The sequence below is a fragment of the Streptomyces sp. UF-297 genome (genome assembly GCF_058245575.1).
Genome location: NZ_JBSIBZ010000087.1, coordinates 1 through 15134, shown reverse-complemented (window position 1 = coordinate 15134; position 15134 = coordinate 1). Strand labels below are relative to the sequence as shown.

Sequence of the window (15134 nt, the reverse complement as noted above, 5' to 3'; positions counted from 1 at the left end):
GCGGGCTGATGCGCCCCGGCCGGTGGAACGATGGCGAGCTGTGGGTCTCACGCTCTGGAGGAGGGCTCATGGCCGGAAAAGCAGATGAGCGCTATCCGCGCGAGGGCCGCCCCATCGGACGCCGCGTACGCAGCGGGTGGGCACAGGCCGACTACTCCACCGGTACACCTCGTGTGCGAAGACTGTGGTGGCGCATCAGGTATGCCCTGCGTCGGCCTGTGCGCAGACGTCAGCGTCCGTGACCTCCCGTCGTCCTGACGGCGGCTGCCGTCCGCATGGACCGGGATCCGGTTCCGGCCCGCCTCAGCCCGTCTTCCTGGCGGCACTCTTGGTGCCGGTCGGCTTCTTCGCGGTGGTCTTCTTCGCCGTGGTTTTCTTGGACGCCGTCTTTGCGGCCGAGGTCTTCTTGGCCGTGGTGGCGGTGGACTTCTTCGTGCCGGTGGATTTGCCCGAGCCGGAGCTTTCCGGGACGGCGGCGAGGTGCCGCTTGGCGGTGGATTTGCGGGCGCCGTGGCCGGTGGTGGCGCTGGCGGTCTTCTTCGGGGTGCGCTTGGCGGTCTTCTTCGCCCCGGTCCTGGTACCGGTACGGCGGCCGGTGGCCTCGATGCTGGCTTCCAGGGCGGCGAGCAGGTCGATCACCGGTGCCGGCTCCGCCGTCCCGTCCTCGGCCCGGGGTACGCCGCCGGATTGCAGCTTGGCGGCCACCAGCTGCTCGAGGGCCTCGCGGTACTCGTCGTGGTAGCTGTCCAGGTCGGCCTCGCCCATGGCCTGGATGAGGTCGTCCGCCCGGTCCAGCTCCTCCTCGGTGATCTTGATACGGCCGGAGGGGGCGATGCCGTCGGCGGAACGGATCTCATCGGGCCAGTGCAGCACACGGGCCAGCAGCACCTCGCCATGCGGATGGATCACCACGAGGCGCTCGCGGCCGCGGGCGGCGAACTTGCCCACCGCCGCCCGCCCCGAGCGGGCGAGGGCCTCGCGCAGCAGGACGTACGGCTTGTTGGCGACCGCGTTGCTGGGCGCCAGGTAGTACGGGTCGCCCAGCTGCAGCTCGTCGATGGCCGCCACGGCGATCATCCCCGAGATCTCCATGGTCTTCTCGGTGGGCAGCGGCAGGGCCCGAAGCTCGGAGTCCTCCAGGGGCACGAGGGTGTCGGGATCGGCCTCGTACGCCTTGATGATCTCGCCGGAGACGAGTTCCTTGCCGTCCTCGGCGCAGACCTTGACGTACTTGACGCGGCCGCCGTCCTCGGCATGGACCTGCCGGAAGGAGACGCTCTTGTCCTCGACGGCCTTGCCCATCTTGACCGGGATGGACACGAGGCCGAAGCCCAGGGCGCCGGACCATGTAGATCGCATAGCCATGTCCTAAATGTGGGATTCTTCATGATATGCCGACGATGGAGATCGAGGGCCGCCCAGTCCGCCTGACCCATCTGGAGCGTGTCCTTTATCCGGCCACCGGCACCACAAAAGCCGAGGTCATCCGCTACTGCACGCTCATCGCCCCCGCCCTGCTCCCCCACGTCCACAACCGCCCGGCCTCCTTCCTCCGCGCCCCCGAGGGCGTGGACGGACAGCAGTGGTTCGCCAAGGCCCCACCGGCCGGGACACCGCAGTGGGTGCAGCGCGCCTCCGTACCCCGCAAGAGCGGCACCGACGCCGAGCAGGTGCTGCTCCAGGACCTGCCGAGCCTGCTGTGGGCCGCCAACCTCGGCTGCCTGGAGATCCACGTCCCCCAGTGGACGACCCAGGCCCCGGAGACCGTGGACCGCCTGGTCCTGGACCTGGACCCGGGCGAGGGCCGGACCGTGGTCGACTGCTGCTTCGTGGCGCTGCGCCTGCGCGAACGCCTCGCCCAGGACCAGCTCACCGCCTGGGTCAAGACCAGCGGCTCCAAGGGCCTGCACCTGTACGTACCACTGGAGCCCACCGCCCCCGAGGCGGCCACCGCCTACGCCAAGGCCATCGCCGCCGACCTCGCCGCCCGGCAGCCCGAGCGGGTGGTGACGACCATGGCCAAGGCCCAGCGCGTCGGCAAGGTCTTCATCGACTGGTCCCAGAACTCGCCGAAGAAGACCACCGCGGCCCCGTACACCCTGCGCCTGCGCGAGGAGCCCACCGTCTCCACGCCGCTGAGCTGGGACGAGGTCGAAGCCGCCTTCGAGCCCGGGCACCTGCGCTTCACCCTGGACGACGTGCCCGCCCGCGTCGAGGAGGACGGCGACCTGCTCGCCCCGCTCCTGGACCCCCACAACGCCCGCCCCCTTCCCGACACCCCGCCACCGGCGGCCTCCCCGCAGCGACCGCGCCGCAGCGCCGCACCCGGCACACCGCCGACGCCGGCCCGGCCCAAGGTGGTGCTGGACCCGCCCGTGGACGTGGTGCGGCCCCAACGGACCGGCACCATCCCGGCCGCCGACGCCCTGCCCGGCGGGGTCCAGTACTCCGTGAAGCTGGACGGCTTCCGCGCCATCGCCTTCGCCCTCGGCTACGGCCGCAACCCCGTCCTGCAGTCCCGCTCCGGCCGCGACCTCGCCCCCGAATTCCCCTCCCTGGCCCAGGCCATCGCCCAACTCCCGGCCGGCCTGGTCCTGGACGGCGAAATCTGCGCCTGGACCGACGGCCGTCTCGTCTTCTCGCAACTGCTGCGCCTGCCGGCCGCCCGCGCCCGCGACCGCGTCCCGCTGACCTACGCCGCCTTCGACGTCCTGGCCCTGCCCGGCCAGGACGTGCGCACCCATCCGCTCTCCCACCGCTGGCAGTACCTGCTCGACCGGCTCGACGGCATCGGCCCGCCCATCCAGCCCGTCATGGCCACCCTCGACCGCGACCAGGCCCTCATCTGGTACGACACCCTCACCTCCGTCGGCGTGGAGGGCCTGGTCTGCAAGGGCCTGGCCACGCCCTACTCCCCCCGCGCCGGCTGGCTCAAGATCCGCCACAGCGACACCACCGACGCCCGCCTCCTGGGCATCACCGGCACCCCCCGCCGCCCGCACGCCCTGCTCGTCGAACTCGACGACGGCACCCGCGCCGTGACCTCCCCCCAGCTCTCCCCCGCCCACGCCCGCCAACTCGCCGCCGCCCTGGACGGACACCTCGGCACACCAGTCCTCGACCCCGACGCCGGCCCTCTCCACCCCGTACAGCCCGACACCACCCTGCGCGTCGAACTCCGGGTCGGCACCGAACGACACCGCACCGCGCGCTTCGTACGGCTGCGTGGCGACTGACAGCCCACGCCAGAACCGGCAGTCCCCGTCGAGGGGCACACGCTCGCCCTCGCAGCGCCTCGACCAATCCGCTGGATCAAGCGGACAGCCCTGTGGCAGGATCCGCCGGATGTCCATCATGGAAGTTCTCGCCGACTTCGCGCGCACCGGCGGTATCGGTCCCGTGCGTTGCGGCGTCCAGTTGGACGAGGTGATCGAGGTGCTGGGGCCGCCGTGGGCGGAGGGCTCGTCGCTCGGCAGTGACGGCCGTCCGTACCTGTACGCGTACGGCGGTCTGGAGATCGGCACCTGCCAGTCTTTTTGCCGACGGATCGAAGCGGTCCACCTCCAGACCGGCACGGCCACGCTGGAGATGCCTGCGCTGGAGCCGGGCCGTACGCAGTCGTTCACCGGAGAACCGACCTACGCCCGCGTCCTCGACGCACTGGCGGCCGCCGACTGCCGGTGGGAAACCTTCGCGCCCCTGACCTTCGAGGACCAGTGCGCGATCCGCACCACCCCGTCAGGAGTGATCTTCGTCTTCGGCACCCCTGAGAACGGGGACCCCCTCCTGGACATCGCCTCAGCATCCGACAGCGGCCACGCATGCGGCCGACCCGCAGCGAGGCGCTGAACTCTTCCGGGCGCACCGGTACAGAACCCGTTCCGACCTGAGCGCGCGTGAGGACCAACCGTCCTGCGTCATCTCGCCTAGGACATTCGGAGCATGTCGTTCCGGTCTCCGGACCGACGCGGCAGTACAGGCCGCTTCCTACGGTCAAGACCGGCAACAGCGACAGATCACGGGCCCGGGCAACAGCTCCCGTCCCTGGGCGGTCACCGGGCCATACGGCTGCTGCCCGATCTGCTCTTTCGTACGGAGTTCTTGGATGCCTGTGATGACAGCGGCCCTGGTGCTGCTCGCGTTCGTGATGCCCCTGGCCACGGACATGTACTTGCCCGCCTTCCCGCAGATGACGAGTGATCTGCACACCGACGCCTCAGGCGTCCAGCTCACGCTCACGGCCTTCCTGATCGGCATGGGCCTGGGCCAGTTGCTCCTCGGCCCGCTCTCCGACCGCTTCGGGCGCCGCGCCCCGATCCTGATCGGCGGGACCGCCTGTGTGATAGCCACCGGCCTGTGCGCGCTCGCCCCTTCGCTGGGCTGGCTGACCGTACTCCGGTTCTTCCAGGGCTTCAGCGGAGCCGCGGGCGTGGTCATCGGCCGTGCCGTCATCTCCGACGTCGCCAAGGGCGACAAAGCGGCGAAGCTCCTCGGCGTCCTGATGACCCTCATGGGCATCGCACCGGTCATCGCGCCCGTCGTGGGCGGCGCCGTCATCGAAGCCGCCGACTGGCGTGCCGTCTTCTGGGCGCTGTCGGCCGCCTCGCTCCTGGCCCTGGTCGCCGCGGTCGTCGCCGTCCCCGAGAGCCTGCCGCCCGAGCGCCGCCACCGCGACGGTATCGCGGACACCGCACGCGCCGTACGCGAAGTCCTGGGCAACCGCTCCTATCTCGGCCATACGCTCTGCTTCGGCATGGCCCTGGCCGTCCTCTTCTGCTACCTGGGCGGCGCCTCCTTCCTCTTCCAGAACCTCCTGGGCCTGAGCGTCGGCCAGACCTCGGCCGCCTTCGCCTCCGTCGGCATCGTCAGCGTCCTGGCCGGTATCGCCGTCACCAAGCTCGTCGGCCGCTTCAGCCCTGCCTCGCTGCTGCGCACCGGCCTGGGCGTGATGCTGGTCTGCTCCGCCGCCCTGTGCGCCCTCGCCCTGGCCGACCGGCTCAACCTGGCCGTGGTTCTGGTCCTGCTCTACGCCGCGTTCGTCGGCATCAGTCCGGTCAGCATCAATGCGGCCGCGCTCGCCCTGGAGCGTGTCCCGCAGGCCGCCGGCACCGGCTCCGCCGTACTCGGCACCGCCCAGAGCCTGCTGAGCGCGCTGGCCGCTCCGCTGGTCGGCCTCGGCGGGGAGCACACCGCCGTCCCGATGTTCGCGGGCATGACCGCCGCAGCCCTGCTCGCCCTCGCCGCCCTGCGCCTGACCAGGACCACCGCCCCAACCGCCGTCGCCTGAGCGGCCGTTCGACGAAGCTGCGGGGTCACGTGGGCCGCTCCTAGGGACTGCACAGAAGGCCCTGCCGCACATCCGCCGCTCGCCCGCAGACCTCCGATGCGCCGCAACGGGACCCCGGGGACAGCGCCCCCGGGGTCCCGTGAATCCGGGCTCTGCGCTACGCGACCTTGGGCCCGCAGCGCATCCCGACGTACACGCACCCCGTGCCGTCCCGCAGCGTGGCGAAGACCACGGGCATGTAGTCCTCGCTGAACGCCGCGCCCACCCCCGTACCGGCGAAGACCGTCTCCGTCACCGGCAGCAGCTCGATCTGCAGAGGCTCGGAGAAGTCCTTCATGCCGTCGACGAACTCGTACACCATGTGCCCCGCACCGTCCTTCTCGGTCACGGTGATGACCACGCCCGCGCGCCGGTAGGTGCCGACGAGCGGCGCGAAGTCGACCACGGGCGGCTGGGCCGCCGGGGCGAAAGGCTCCGGCATCGTCACGTCGGCCAGCTCGGCGAGGAGTTCGCGGTAGAGCGCCGCGTACACCTCACGCGCACCGCCGCCGTTGGTGAGCAGCGCGACCGCGACGCCCGCCGACGGCACCACGCGCAGGTAGCCGTACTGCCCGATGGAGGCGCCGTCGTGGCCGTAGCCCCGGACCCCGTTCCAGTCGTACAGGGTCCAGCCCAGGCCCCAACCGTCCGAGCTGACCGTCCACTTGTCGGGGCAGTCGACCACGCGCCGCTGCATCAGCGCGATCGTCTCCTCGGAGAGCACCCGGGTCCCGTCCTCCGCCACACCGCCGTTGAGGTGCATCCGCGCGAGCCGCGCGAGGTCCCCGGCGGTGGCGATGACCCTGCCGTACGGGCCCGCCGAGCGCGGCATCAGGTCCCAGGACGGCGCCGGGTCCGGGTCCTGGCCCGGCTCGCCCAGGTGGCTCATCGCCGCACGGAAGCGCAGCGCCTCCTCGGGCAGCGTCATGGTGTGCGTGAGGCCGAGCGGGGTCAGGAGCAGGTCCTTGAGCGCCTCGTCCCAGACCTTGCCGGTCACCACCTCGATGATCCGGCCGAGCAGGTTGTAGCCGACGCTGCTGTACGAGATCGCCTCGCCGGGCGGGCAGTCGAGCGCCACGTCCTTGGCGGCCTCGACGTACTTCGCCAGGCAGTCGTCCCCGCGCCCGCTGTCATGGGTGAAGTCGCAGGTGAGGCCGCTGGTGTGGCTGAGCAACCGGCGCGTGGTGATCGCCCTGGTCGCCTCGGGGTCGGCGACCGAGAACTCCGGCAGTACGTCCACGACCGGTGCGTCCAGGTCCAGTTGGCCCGATTCGGCGAGCTGCATGATCAGGGTGGCGGTGTAGATCTTGGCTATCGAGCCCATCTGGAAGACCGAGTCGGTCGTCGCCTCCACGCCGGTGCCGCGGTGCAGTACGCCGCTGGCCAGTTCATGCACCGTCCCGTCGACGAGGAGCGCGAGGGACGCCCCCGGGACGTGGTGCTGGGCGCGCAGTTCGTCGAGGCGGGCCTGCCAGTGGGCGAGGTCCAGCTTCCGTCCCGCCGAATTCCGGGTCCCCCACTCGCCGTTGGCGCCCCAGTTGCCCCGCTCGTCCCAGCTCACGCTCTTCGACATGCCAGTCTCCCACCCGATGCGTACGGCGTTCTCTCGATGCGAACACTGTACGCACGAGAGAACGCTGTACGCAAGGTGCGTACAGCGTGCGCTACCGTGGGGGCGAAACAACGGGACGAACAGGGATGAGGGACGCATGCCAGCCGACGAGAAGCCGATCGCATCGGTGTGGACCCGCCCGCGCCGCCCGCAGCGGGAGCAGCTGACCCGCGAGCAGATCGTGGCCGCGGCGATCGAGCTGCTGGACGCGGAGGGTGTCGAGGCGCTCAGCATGCGCAAGCTCGGCACGCGCCTGAACGCGGCGGCCACCTCCCTCTACCGGCACGTGTCCAACAAGGACGAGCTGATCGAGCTGGTCGTGGACGACATCTACGGAGAGCTGGAGGTACCGGCCGCCACCGACCGCACCCAGTGGCGCGCGGCCGTCGCCCGGAGCGCGGCCGACCTGCGGGCGATGGCCCTGCGGCACCCCTGGATCGCACCCGAGCTGGGCCAGGTGGGCCTCGTCCACATCGGCCCGAACGCCATGCGGGCGACGTCGGGACTGCTCGCGCAGTTCGAGGCGGCGGGCTTCTCCACGGACGAGAAGGACCAGGCCGTGGGCACGCTCATGGCGTACGTCATCGGGATCGCGACCTCCGAAGCCGCCTACCTCTCGCAGATCGCCCGCAGCGGCATGACCGAGCAGGAGTGGGTGGCCCACCTGCGGGCAGCCTTCGACGACGCCTCGCAGGAACACCCGCGCCTGCGCGAGGGAAGCTCCGCCCGCCAGGACGTACACCCGCAGCAGATCCGCGACGCCGACTTCGCGTACGGACTCGACCGGGTCCTCGACGGACTGGCGGCCCGGCTCGAGGCCTGAGCCGACGCGCCTGCGGCCGCATATCGGCACAGCCCCGCGCCCCTTACGGGGTCCGGAAGCGCGCCGGACTTCGACAGGCCCGCTCAGGGCGCGGGCTTCCTTTGCAAAGGCGCAGGTTACAGGGCGGGGGGTGCGGGCGCGGCCGCACCCAGCACGCGGAACAGGCTGGTGCGGAGGGCGTGCGCTGCCTCTGTGTCGGACATACGGCCCGCTTCGACCTCGTCGCTCGCGGCGTGGCCGAGTGTGGCGGTGACGGCTACCAGCCAGTCCGGCGAAAGGGTGCCTTCGACGCTCGCGTCGGGGTGCGTGTTCAGCAGCCGGAGCGCGGCATCCAGGATGCGTGCCCTGCTGCGCTGGGCGTCGGCGCGACGGCGTGGAACCTGAGGCGAAGTCAACTCTTACACCTTGTTAAATCTTCCGGGTCCTGCAAATTTGACAGCCTGTAAGAGATTCCTCGATCCCGATTCCGATCCCGACACGATGCAGACCGGGCGCCTGGAGTCATCGGCATGACCGAGAGCACGTACACGGTGAAAGGCATGGCCTGCGGGCACTGCGCAGGCTTCGTCACCAAGGAACTCGAGCGCCTGGCCAGCGTCACCGGCGTGGCCATGGACGTCGACCACGACACGGTCACCGTGACCAGCGACAGGGCTCTCGACGTCGTGGCCGTGCGCGAAGCGGTCGAGGCGGCCGGTTATGAACTGGCCCCCGCTGAACGGAAGTAATAATCCGGCGCGCCGGCTATCTCATGGTTGCTAATGTGTGCGACGCGGGGCGGCTCCGTAACGTGCTTCCTTCTCTTTCCTCTCACTGAAACGAGCGCGTTCCCTTTCCGCCCCGCACCTACTTGAGCCTCGGATCAGTGCTGGTGTGCGCTGACCACCGGAAGGCGGTTCCTCAAGGGGCGTTGGCGCAGGTGAGCGCGTTCCTCCGAGGCAACACAACGCAGGTGCAGCGGACTTCGTCGGCTTGATACGTTCGGCGCGGTGCGGCGCTGAGATGGCTGCGAGTCTCGCTTTACGGAAATGACCCGGCTCACCTCGCGCTCGCTTTCAAGGAATTCGCGCGGCACCGGCCCGACCGGCCGGTGCCGCGTCGGCCCCGGCGCTTTCGCCGGGGAGGGGAGGAACAGCCATGACGACCACGACCATCACCACCGGTACCGACAGCCGCCGCAGCCTGACCGCCGTGCTGCTGTCCCGTCGTGGAGCCGTCTACCTCCCCGTCCCCACCACGTCCGGCACGCAACCGACGGTGGACGGCCTCGCCGGGGTCTCACTGCTGGAAGCCGATCTCCTGGAGCGCGGCTATCTGCTGGCGGCCGAGCTGCGGCAGGCCTTCGCCGCGCTCAAAGCCGGAGCGCTGGCCGTCCAAGGTCGCGCTCTGCTGGCGGACATCGACCACGCCCTGGGCGCCGACATCGACCACACCCCGCTCTTCCGTAACTTCCCCGCCAGCACGCCCACCGACACCCTGTCCTTCTATGTCGACCGTGTGCTGACACTCCTGTTCCAGGCGCCGGAGCAGCCGTGCGTCCTGTGCGGTACGGACGGCACCGTGCACGCCGTCTCGCCGTGCGCGCACCTGGTGTGCCGCGCCTGCTTCGACGGTGCGGACTTCTCCGCCTGTCCGGTGTGCCACCGTCGCCTCGACGCCGATGAACCGTTCCTGCGCCCGCAGCCGCCGCGCGCCCCCGCCCGCTCCGGCCGGGCCCTGCCGGAGCGGCTGAGGGTTCTCACGTACGGCGGCGACCTCACCACCCGTACCGCCGATGCCGGGCGTGAGCTGGACACCCTGCTGGCCCGCTCCGGCGCGCTGAGCCCGCAGGACACCGACGACCTCGAAACCCTCCTGGAGACCCGGGACCGTGCCGCCCTGTCCTGGCTGCCGCGCACCATCCCGGGCCGTGAGACCAAGGCGCGTGTCCTGGCGTGGCTGCTCGCCGACCCGGCGGCGTACGACGTGACGCTCCCTGCCGCCGACGGCCTGGTGAATACGGCGACCGATGTGCTGCGCCTGCTCGTGGTGCGCTCCGGCGGGGACGCCGGTCTGGTCACCGTGCCGCGTTTCACCAAGGTGCCGCGCCCGCTGCGCCGCGCTCTGCTGTCCGTACTCGACCGGCTCGAACCCTCCCTGGTCATCGAGGACATGCGGCGCCATGAGATGGCGTGGAAGCACGCCGCCGAGCGGCTGCACCCCTTCGAGTACGCCGACCGCTACCCGCGGGCAACCCTCGCCGTCGCAGCGCTGCGCGAGGTCCGGCTCACCGACGACAGCCTGTCCGCACAACTGCGGGCAACAGCACAGCAGGTGCCGAACGCCGATGTCTCCGGTGAGAAGGTCCGCCTGCCGCACTGGCCCGGCCGGGTCGAGACCGCCCTCGCCGCAGCGGACATTGCCACCGCCGTGACGCTGCTCTCCCAGCGCCCCGGCGAACTGCTGCGCCGCCTGGACCACTTGCTGCGTCTGGCGGACCAGGACGGCACGGACCAGGACGGCGCGAATCAGGACGGCACGGATCAGGGCAGCAGCGAGGCGGTGCTGGCCGCGCTGGAGAAGGCCGTGCCGCGGGTGTCCGCACCGGTGCTGCTCTCGACGCTCGGCGAGATCCGTACCCGTACCGCCCCGGGACACGACCGCGTGTTCTTCCCCAAGGGCGGCAACGCGAAGGCACACATCACGGCGGACGAGCGCGCACCGCTGCCGGCCGGCGTCGTCGACCGTGCGGTGACCGTTCTGACCGGTGAGGTCCTGCGCCGTGCGGGCACCCGGCCGCCGGTGGGCGTCGCGGTCATCGACGCTGCCCTGGACGGTGTCGTCGCTCCGTTCGCGGAGCGGACCGCCTCGCGTTCCCTGGTGACGCTGCCGCGCGGCAGCGAACTGGCGATCCCCGAGGGCAGGACGATCCGTCTGTTCCTGCACTGGATGGAGAGCGAGACCTCCGGCCGCACCGACCTGGACCTGTCCACGGCGATGTTCACCGCGGACTGGCAGCAGATCGGCACCTGTGACTACACCCACCTGCGCTACCGCCGGGACGCCGCGGTGCACTCGGGCGACCTGACGAGCGCACCGGCTCCGCGCGGCGCGTCCGAATTCGTCGACCTCGACCTGGACAAGCTGAACGCCAAACGCGTGCGGTACGTAGTGGCCGTCGTCTTCTCGTTCAACAACGTCGCCTTCGAGGACCTCGACGAAGCGTTCGCCGGACTCATGGTCCGTGACCGGCCCGGCAGCGAAGGAGCGGCGTTCGATCCGCGCCAGGTCGAGCAGCGCTTCGATCTGACGGGCCGGGCGCGCGCCGCGGTCCCGATGGTGCTCGACGTCTCGGGCCGTACGATGCGCTGGCTCGACGTCGTCAAGGGCGTCACCGGCACCCACCACGCCGTGCACCGCCACGCGGAGGACCTGGCCCTCCTCGGCCGTGGTCTGACGGGGCTGTTCGCCTCCGGCGCCCGGGTCGGCCTCGGCGAACTGGCCACCTGGCAGGCCGCTGCCCGCGCCGCCACCGTCCTGGTACGTCACCACGACGGGTCGGTGAGCGCCTACCGGCGCCGCGAGGAAGAGGACGCCGCGGCGTTCGCCGGCCGGATCGGCACTCCGGCCACCGACAGCGGGCCCGCCCCGGACCCGGCCCAGGCCCAGTTGGCGTACCTGCTGCGCGGCGACCTCGTACTCCCCCGGCAGGCCGAGGTGTTCGCCCTGCACTCGTCCGGCCTGGATGCCAGGACGGTCCGTCTGCTGGCCGCCTCCGACCTCGTGACCTCGCTCAGCCCTGACGTGTAGTGCGCGGAGATGCCGCAATCCCGCGGTGGAGCGTCGGGCATTGGTGGGGCCGGTCGTACCGTCCGAGGCGGAACTCGCCCCCGAATCGGTGCCCCGGCACTGGCGCGGCGCATCACAGGACCGGTCGTCCGGCGTGATGACCGGTCGTCCGGCGGGATGTGGCCGCTGTGCAGCAGGACGGGTGGGGTCCCGCCAACTCCCGGAAAGCGCATCAGTGTTGAAAGTGGCAGGAACTGGTGCAGGGGCCGGGGGGTGACCGATCCAGTGGGTCACGGGGAGCCAGGCGCACACGCGCCTGCCGCTAACCGAGCAGCACCGGCGCCTGAGCGCCGCCCCGGCAGCGCGGCTCCTCGCCATTGCCAAAGCCATCGCCGCCGACCCATCTCGGACATCAATTGAAGGGAGTTGACGCAAACCCGCCGCTTTGCCAGTTCATGACTTCCTATTGACTATCCATTGCCGGTAGCGTCCGGTCTTGATCGTTAACCGTGAGATGCCACCGGAGGATGCATGCCGTCTCGTACCGCCGCCGGAATCGCCGTGTGCGCGCTGAGTCTTGGAGCCCTTGCCGCAGGTACAGGCGTCGCCACCGCGACTTCGTCGACCCCCGACGCCGCCCCCACTCTCACCTCCGCCTCCGCACCGTCCGGCACCGCGCCGTCGCCCCGTTCGGCGGTCGACGCGCGCGCCGCGGCCGTGGACCGGTGCAGCTACCAGGTCGTCCGTGACCACGACTCCCGCTACGTCTATTCCGTGAGCGGGGTCTTCAACGGCACAGCCCGCGAGCTGAAGCTCCAGAAGGAAGACGACGTCAGGATCTCCTCCGGCTGGCACAAGGTCGCCCAGGTCGACGCATGCGCGGGCGGGCAGACTCAGGCCCCCACGGAGCTGCGTGTCACGGGAAAGCTGGACAACCCGGACGGCTACGAGAAGTGGGTGCCGCGGACGATCCGCAGCAACGGCCTCAAGCCTGCCGCCTCCTCCGTGATCCCGAAGGCGCCGGCGATCAAGTCGGTCGACCGCCTCGACGCGGGCACCGTCCGCGTCAACTGGGAGCCCACACAGGGCAGTCCGGACCAGGTCATGCTGATGGAACGCAAGCCGTTCTACATCAGCGAGCTCGGGCTGTGGGACCCCTACACGTTCCAGCGGGACGTCCAGGGCGGCGCCACCTCGATGGACCGCAAGCTGGAACGCAGCGCCGACATCCCCGCGCACGTCCGCACGCACTCCTATTGGGTGCGCGTGGTCAAGGACGGCTTCGTCAACGACCTGCGCACCGAAAGGCCCGTCGACGTCCGGCCGTAACGATCCGCGCCGAACTCTCGGCACCCTCTGCCGGGCCCGCGCATACGACGGGCCCGGCAGCATGCACGGCTATCTCCGCAGGCCTTTGATGTACGCATCGACCTGTGCGCGGTCATAGCCCCGCCTCACCAGATCGAACGAGGGCGGATCCGCCGGCTGCCCCTCGGACTGGCTCCTGATGTATGCGTTGACCTGCCCCGGGTCGTATCCCCGCCGCGCCACCTTGAAGCCGAGTTCCATCGCCATGTTCATATCAGCCGTGCTCCATGTCCGCACGCTCCGCACCCCTTTTCGTCCAGCTCCACGTGAGAGGCGTGTCCTCGCCCCTGCCACTCAAAACGTCTCATAGCGCGCTGCTTGGCGTCCCTTCCCGCCCACGGGAGACGAGTTACCTTGATCACCTTGCGAAACGGCGGGTCATCACGGAACCCCGGCGCCTCCTGACCGGCCCGCTCCACATCGCCGACGGCGAAAGTCGCGCCGGATGCTCATGGGTGAGACCAGGAATCAGCACTGCTGCAGCGGCTGTTCAACCGGGGAAATCGATCCCTTCGGGAGCCGGCGCGAATCCAGCGCGGTGCCTCGGAAGGCTCGGCAGAGGCACGGAACGCTTCGCTGAGCGGCCGGGCCTCTCTGCCTCTTGACCTGCATGTTTTGATGCCTCTGACCTGCCGTGATCGAAGCCCGGGCTTCAACTGTCCTGAGTTGTGAACTGAATCACCACGATGGACTGTCACGGATCGCTGGTCCGAAGTGTCCCGATGGGCAGCCGAAGAGAGGAGCCGGGTGTGATGACAGGGTGCCGACGCATGGTCGGGGTGGGGGCGGAGCATGGCTGAGGACGCCTTTACCGAGCATCGTCCGCTGCTGTTCACCATCGCGTACGAGATGCTGGGCAGCGCCGCCGACGCCGAGGACGTACTGCAGGAGAGCTACCTGCGGTGGAGCGCGGTCGATCAGTCCACGGTCGAGCATCCGCGCGCCTACCTGGTCCGTCTGGTGACCCGGCAGGCCCTCAATCACCTGCGCGCGGTCAAGGCGCGGCGCGAGGAGTACGTCGGCACCTGGCTGCCCGAGCCCATCCGCACCACGCCCGACGTGAGCGAGGACGCGATCCTGGCCGAGTCGGTGTCGATGGCCATGATGCTCGTCCTGGAGACGCTGAACCCCACCGAGCGCGCGGTGTTCGTGCTGCACGACGTGTTCGGCTACTCCCACGGCGAGATCGCCGCCTCGGTCGGCAAGACCGAGGTCAGTGTCCGGCAGATCGCCCACCGCGCGCGTCGGCACGTCCATGCGCGCCGTCGCCGTTTCGAGCCCGACTCCGAGGCCGGCCAAGAGATCGTCCAGCGCTTCCTGCACGCGACGGCGACCGGCGAAGTCCAGTCGTTGATGGATCTGTTGGCGCCCGATGTCGTACAGCTCGCCGACGGGGGCGGGAAAGTGGTCACCGCCCGCCGCCCGATCACCGGGCGCGAGGAGGTCGCCCGGTTCATCCTCGGCGTGGCTCGTACTACCTTCAACGCGACGACCCACATCGAGCACGCCACCTACAACGGCATGCCCGCGGCACGCTGCATCACCGACGGTGAACTCGACTGGCTGCTCGCCTTCGAGATCCACGACGGACAGATCACCGGCCTGTACGCCATTCGCAACCCGGACAAGCTGCACCGCTCCGAGACCGTGCGCCCACTGGACCGAGGAGAGCATCTGCCATGGAAACCATGACCGTCGAGCGCACCATCAACGCCCCCATCGACGAGGTGTTCGCCTGGCTCACCACGACCTCCAACTACACGCGCTCGCCCCTGGTACTGCGCTGCCGGCTGACCCGGCGCGGCGAGACGGCGCCCTACGGTGTCGGCGCGGTGCGCAGTCACCTCTGGATGATCGGCTGGCTGCGGGAGCGCGTCACTCACTACGACCCGCCGTACTCCACCGAGTACGTCGTCGAGCGCAGCCTGCCGCCGTCCCGGCACGAACTCGGCCGTATGACGTTCACCGAGGTCGACGGCGGCACCCTGGTGAACTGGACCACCCGCGCGGAGATGCGCGCCCCGCTGGTCGGTGCCTTCCTCACCCGGCACCTCGCACCGCGGATGATCACCAGCTCCTTCGGCAGCATCCTCGCCGCCGCCGAGGCTGCGTTGGCCCAACCCTCGAATCGGCGCCGAGCATGACAACCGCGCAGGCGGCGGACGGCGACGCGCCTCGGTAACCGCCCGCGGCGAGAGCGGCCGTACGAGCCGGGGGGGGGGGGGGGGGGGGGGGGG

General features: G+C 70.4%; 13 protein-coding genes. 9 read left to right on the top strand and 4 right to left on the bottom strand.

The genetic code is table 11. The features are described from left to right. Positions 1-303 precede the first annotated feature (303 nt). Positions 304-1365 carry a non-homologous end joining protein Ku gene (ku, locus tag AC4IJH_RS35055; RefSeq protein ID WP_490856007.1) on the bottom strand — a complete coding sequence of 354 codons (1062 nt, stop codon included), beginning with the start codon at positions 1363-1365 and terminating at the stop codon, positions 304-306. 26 nt (positions 1366-1391) lie between these two features. Between ku and ligD the strand changes: the two genes are divergently transcribed. The 3 genes from ligD to AC4IJH_RS35040 all read left to right on the top strand — a co-directional run bounded on the left by ligD (position 1392) and on the right by AC4IJH_RS35040 (position 5287). Next, positions 1392-3236 carry a non-homologous end-joining DNA ligase gene (gene ligD, locus AC4IJH_RS35050; protein WP_490856006.1) on the top strand — a complete coding sequence of 615 codons (1845 nt, stop codon included), beginning with the start codon at positions 1392-1394 and terminating at the stop codon, positions 3234-3236. 109 nt (positions 3237-3345) lie between these two features. Next, on the top strand, positions 3346-3849 hold the full coding sequence (locus tag AC4IJH_RS35045; protein WP_490856005.1) for a hypothetical protein: 504 nt from the start codon (positions 3346-3348) through the stop codon (positions 3847-3849). Positions 3850-4105: 256 nt separating this feature from the next. Then, positions 4106-5287, top strand: coding sequence for a multidrug effflux MFS transporter (locus AC4IJH_RS35040; protein WP_490856004.1), 1182 nt, complete (start codon positions 4106-4108; stop codon positions 5285-5287). 157 nt (positions 5288-5444) lie between these two features. Here the strand turns inward: AC4IJH_RS35040 and AC4IJH_RS35035 are convergent, their stop codons facing one another. Then, complete coding sequence (locus AC4IJH_RS35035; protein ID WP_490856003.1) at positions 5445-6899, bottom strand: serine hydrolase domain-containing protein; 1455 nt, start codon at positions 6897-6899, stop codon at positions 5445-5447. A gap of 136 nt (positions 6900-7035) precedes the next feature. On the opposite strand from AC4IJH_RS35035, the gene AC4IJH_RS35030 reads away from it, so the two are divergent. Beyond that, the gene (locus tag AC4IJH_RS35030; protein ID WP_490856002.1) at positions 7036-7761 is read left to right on the top strand and encodes a TetR/AcrR family transcriptional regulator; all 726 of its coding nucleotides are present in this window, start codon (positions 7036-7038) and stop codon (positions 7759-7761) included. 116 nt (positions 7762-7877) lie between these two features. Here AC4IJH_RS35030 and AC4IJH_RS35025 read toward each other — a convergent pair whose 3' ends face one another. Beyond that, the gene (locus AC4IJH_RS35025; protein ID WP_490856001.1) at positions 7878-8156 is read right to left on the bottom strand and encodes a hypothetical protein; all 279 of its coding nucleotides are present in this window, start codon (positions 8154-8156) and stop codon (positions 7878-7880) included. Between the two features lie 114 nt (positions 8157-8270). On the opposite strand from AC4IJH_RS35025, the gene AC4IJH_RS35020 reads away from it, so the two are divergent. From AC4IJH_RS35020 to AC4IJH_RS35010, 3 genes are all read left to right on the top strand, one after another. Next, the gene (locus AC4IJH_RS35020) at positions 8271-8489 is read left to right on the top strand and encodes a heavy-metal-associated domain-containing protein (protein WP_490856000.1); all 219 of its coding nucleotides are present in this window, start codon (positions 8271-8273) and stop codon (positions 8487-8489) included. A 409-nt stretch (positions 8490-8898) separates the two neighbouring features. Next, positions 8899-11550, top strand: a complete 2652-nt coding sequence (locus AC4IJH_RS35015; RefSeq protein ID WP_490855999.1) for an MXAN_6230/SCO0854 family RING domain-containing protein — start codon at positions 8899-8901, stop codon at positions 11548-11550. A 510-nt stretch (positions 11551-12060) separates the two neighbouring features. Further along, positions 12061-12858 (top strand): hypothetical protein, encoded by a 798-nt coding sequence (locus tag AC4IJH_RS35010; RefSeq protein ID WP_490855998.1) that lies wholly within the window; start codon positions 12061-12063, stop codon positions 12856-12858. Between the two features lie 69 nt (positions 12859-12927). Here AC4IJH_RS35010 and AC4IJH_RS35005 read toward each other — a convergent pair whose 3' ends face one another. Then, a complete protein-coding gene (locus AC4IJH_RS35005) occupies positions 12928-13110 on the bottom strand; it encodes a hypothetical protein (protein ID WP_490855997.1) in 183 nt (60 codons plus the stop codon). A gap of 579 nt (positions 13111-13689) precedes the next feature. Between AC4IJH_RS35005 and AC4IJH_RS35000 the strand changes: the two genes are divergently transcribed. After that, entirely contained in the window at positions 13690-14589 is a 900-nt protein-coding gene (locus tag AC4IJH_RS35000; protein WP_490855996.1) for an RNA polymerase sigma-70 factor, read from the top strand. Next, entirely contained in the window at positions 14577-15041 is a 465-nt protein-coding gene (locus AC4IJH_RS34995) for an SRPBCC family protein (RefSeq protein WP_490855995.1), read from the top strand. The genes AC4IJH_RS35000 and AC4IJH_RS34995 overlap by 13 nt, the downstream gene beginning before the upstream one ends. Positions 15042-15134: the final 93 nt, after the last annotated feature.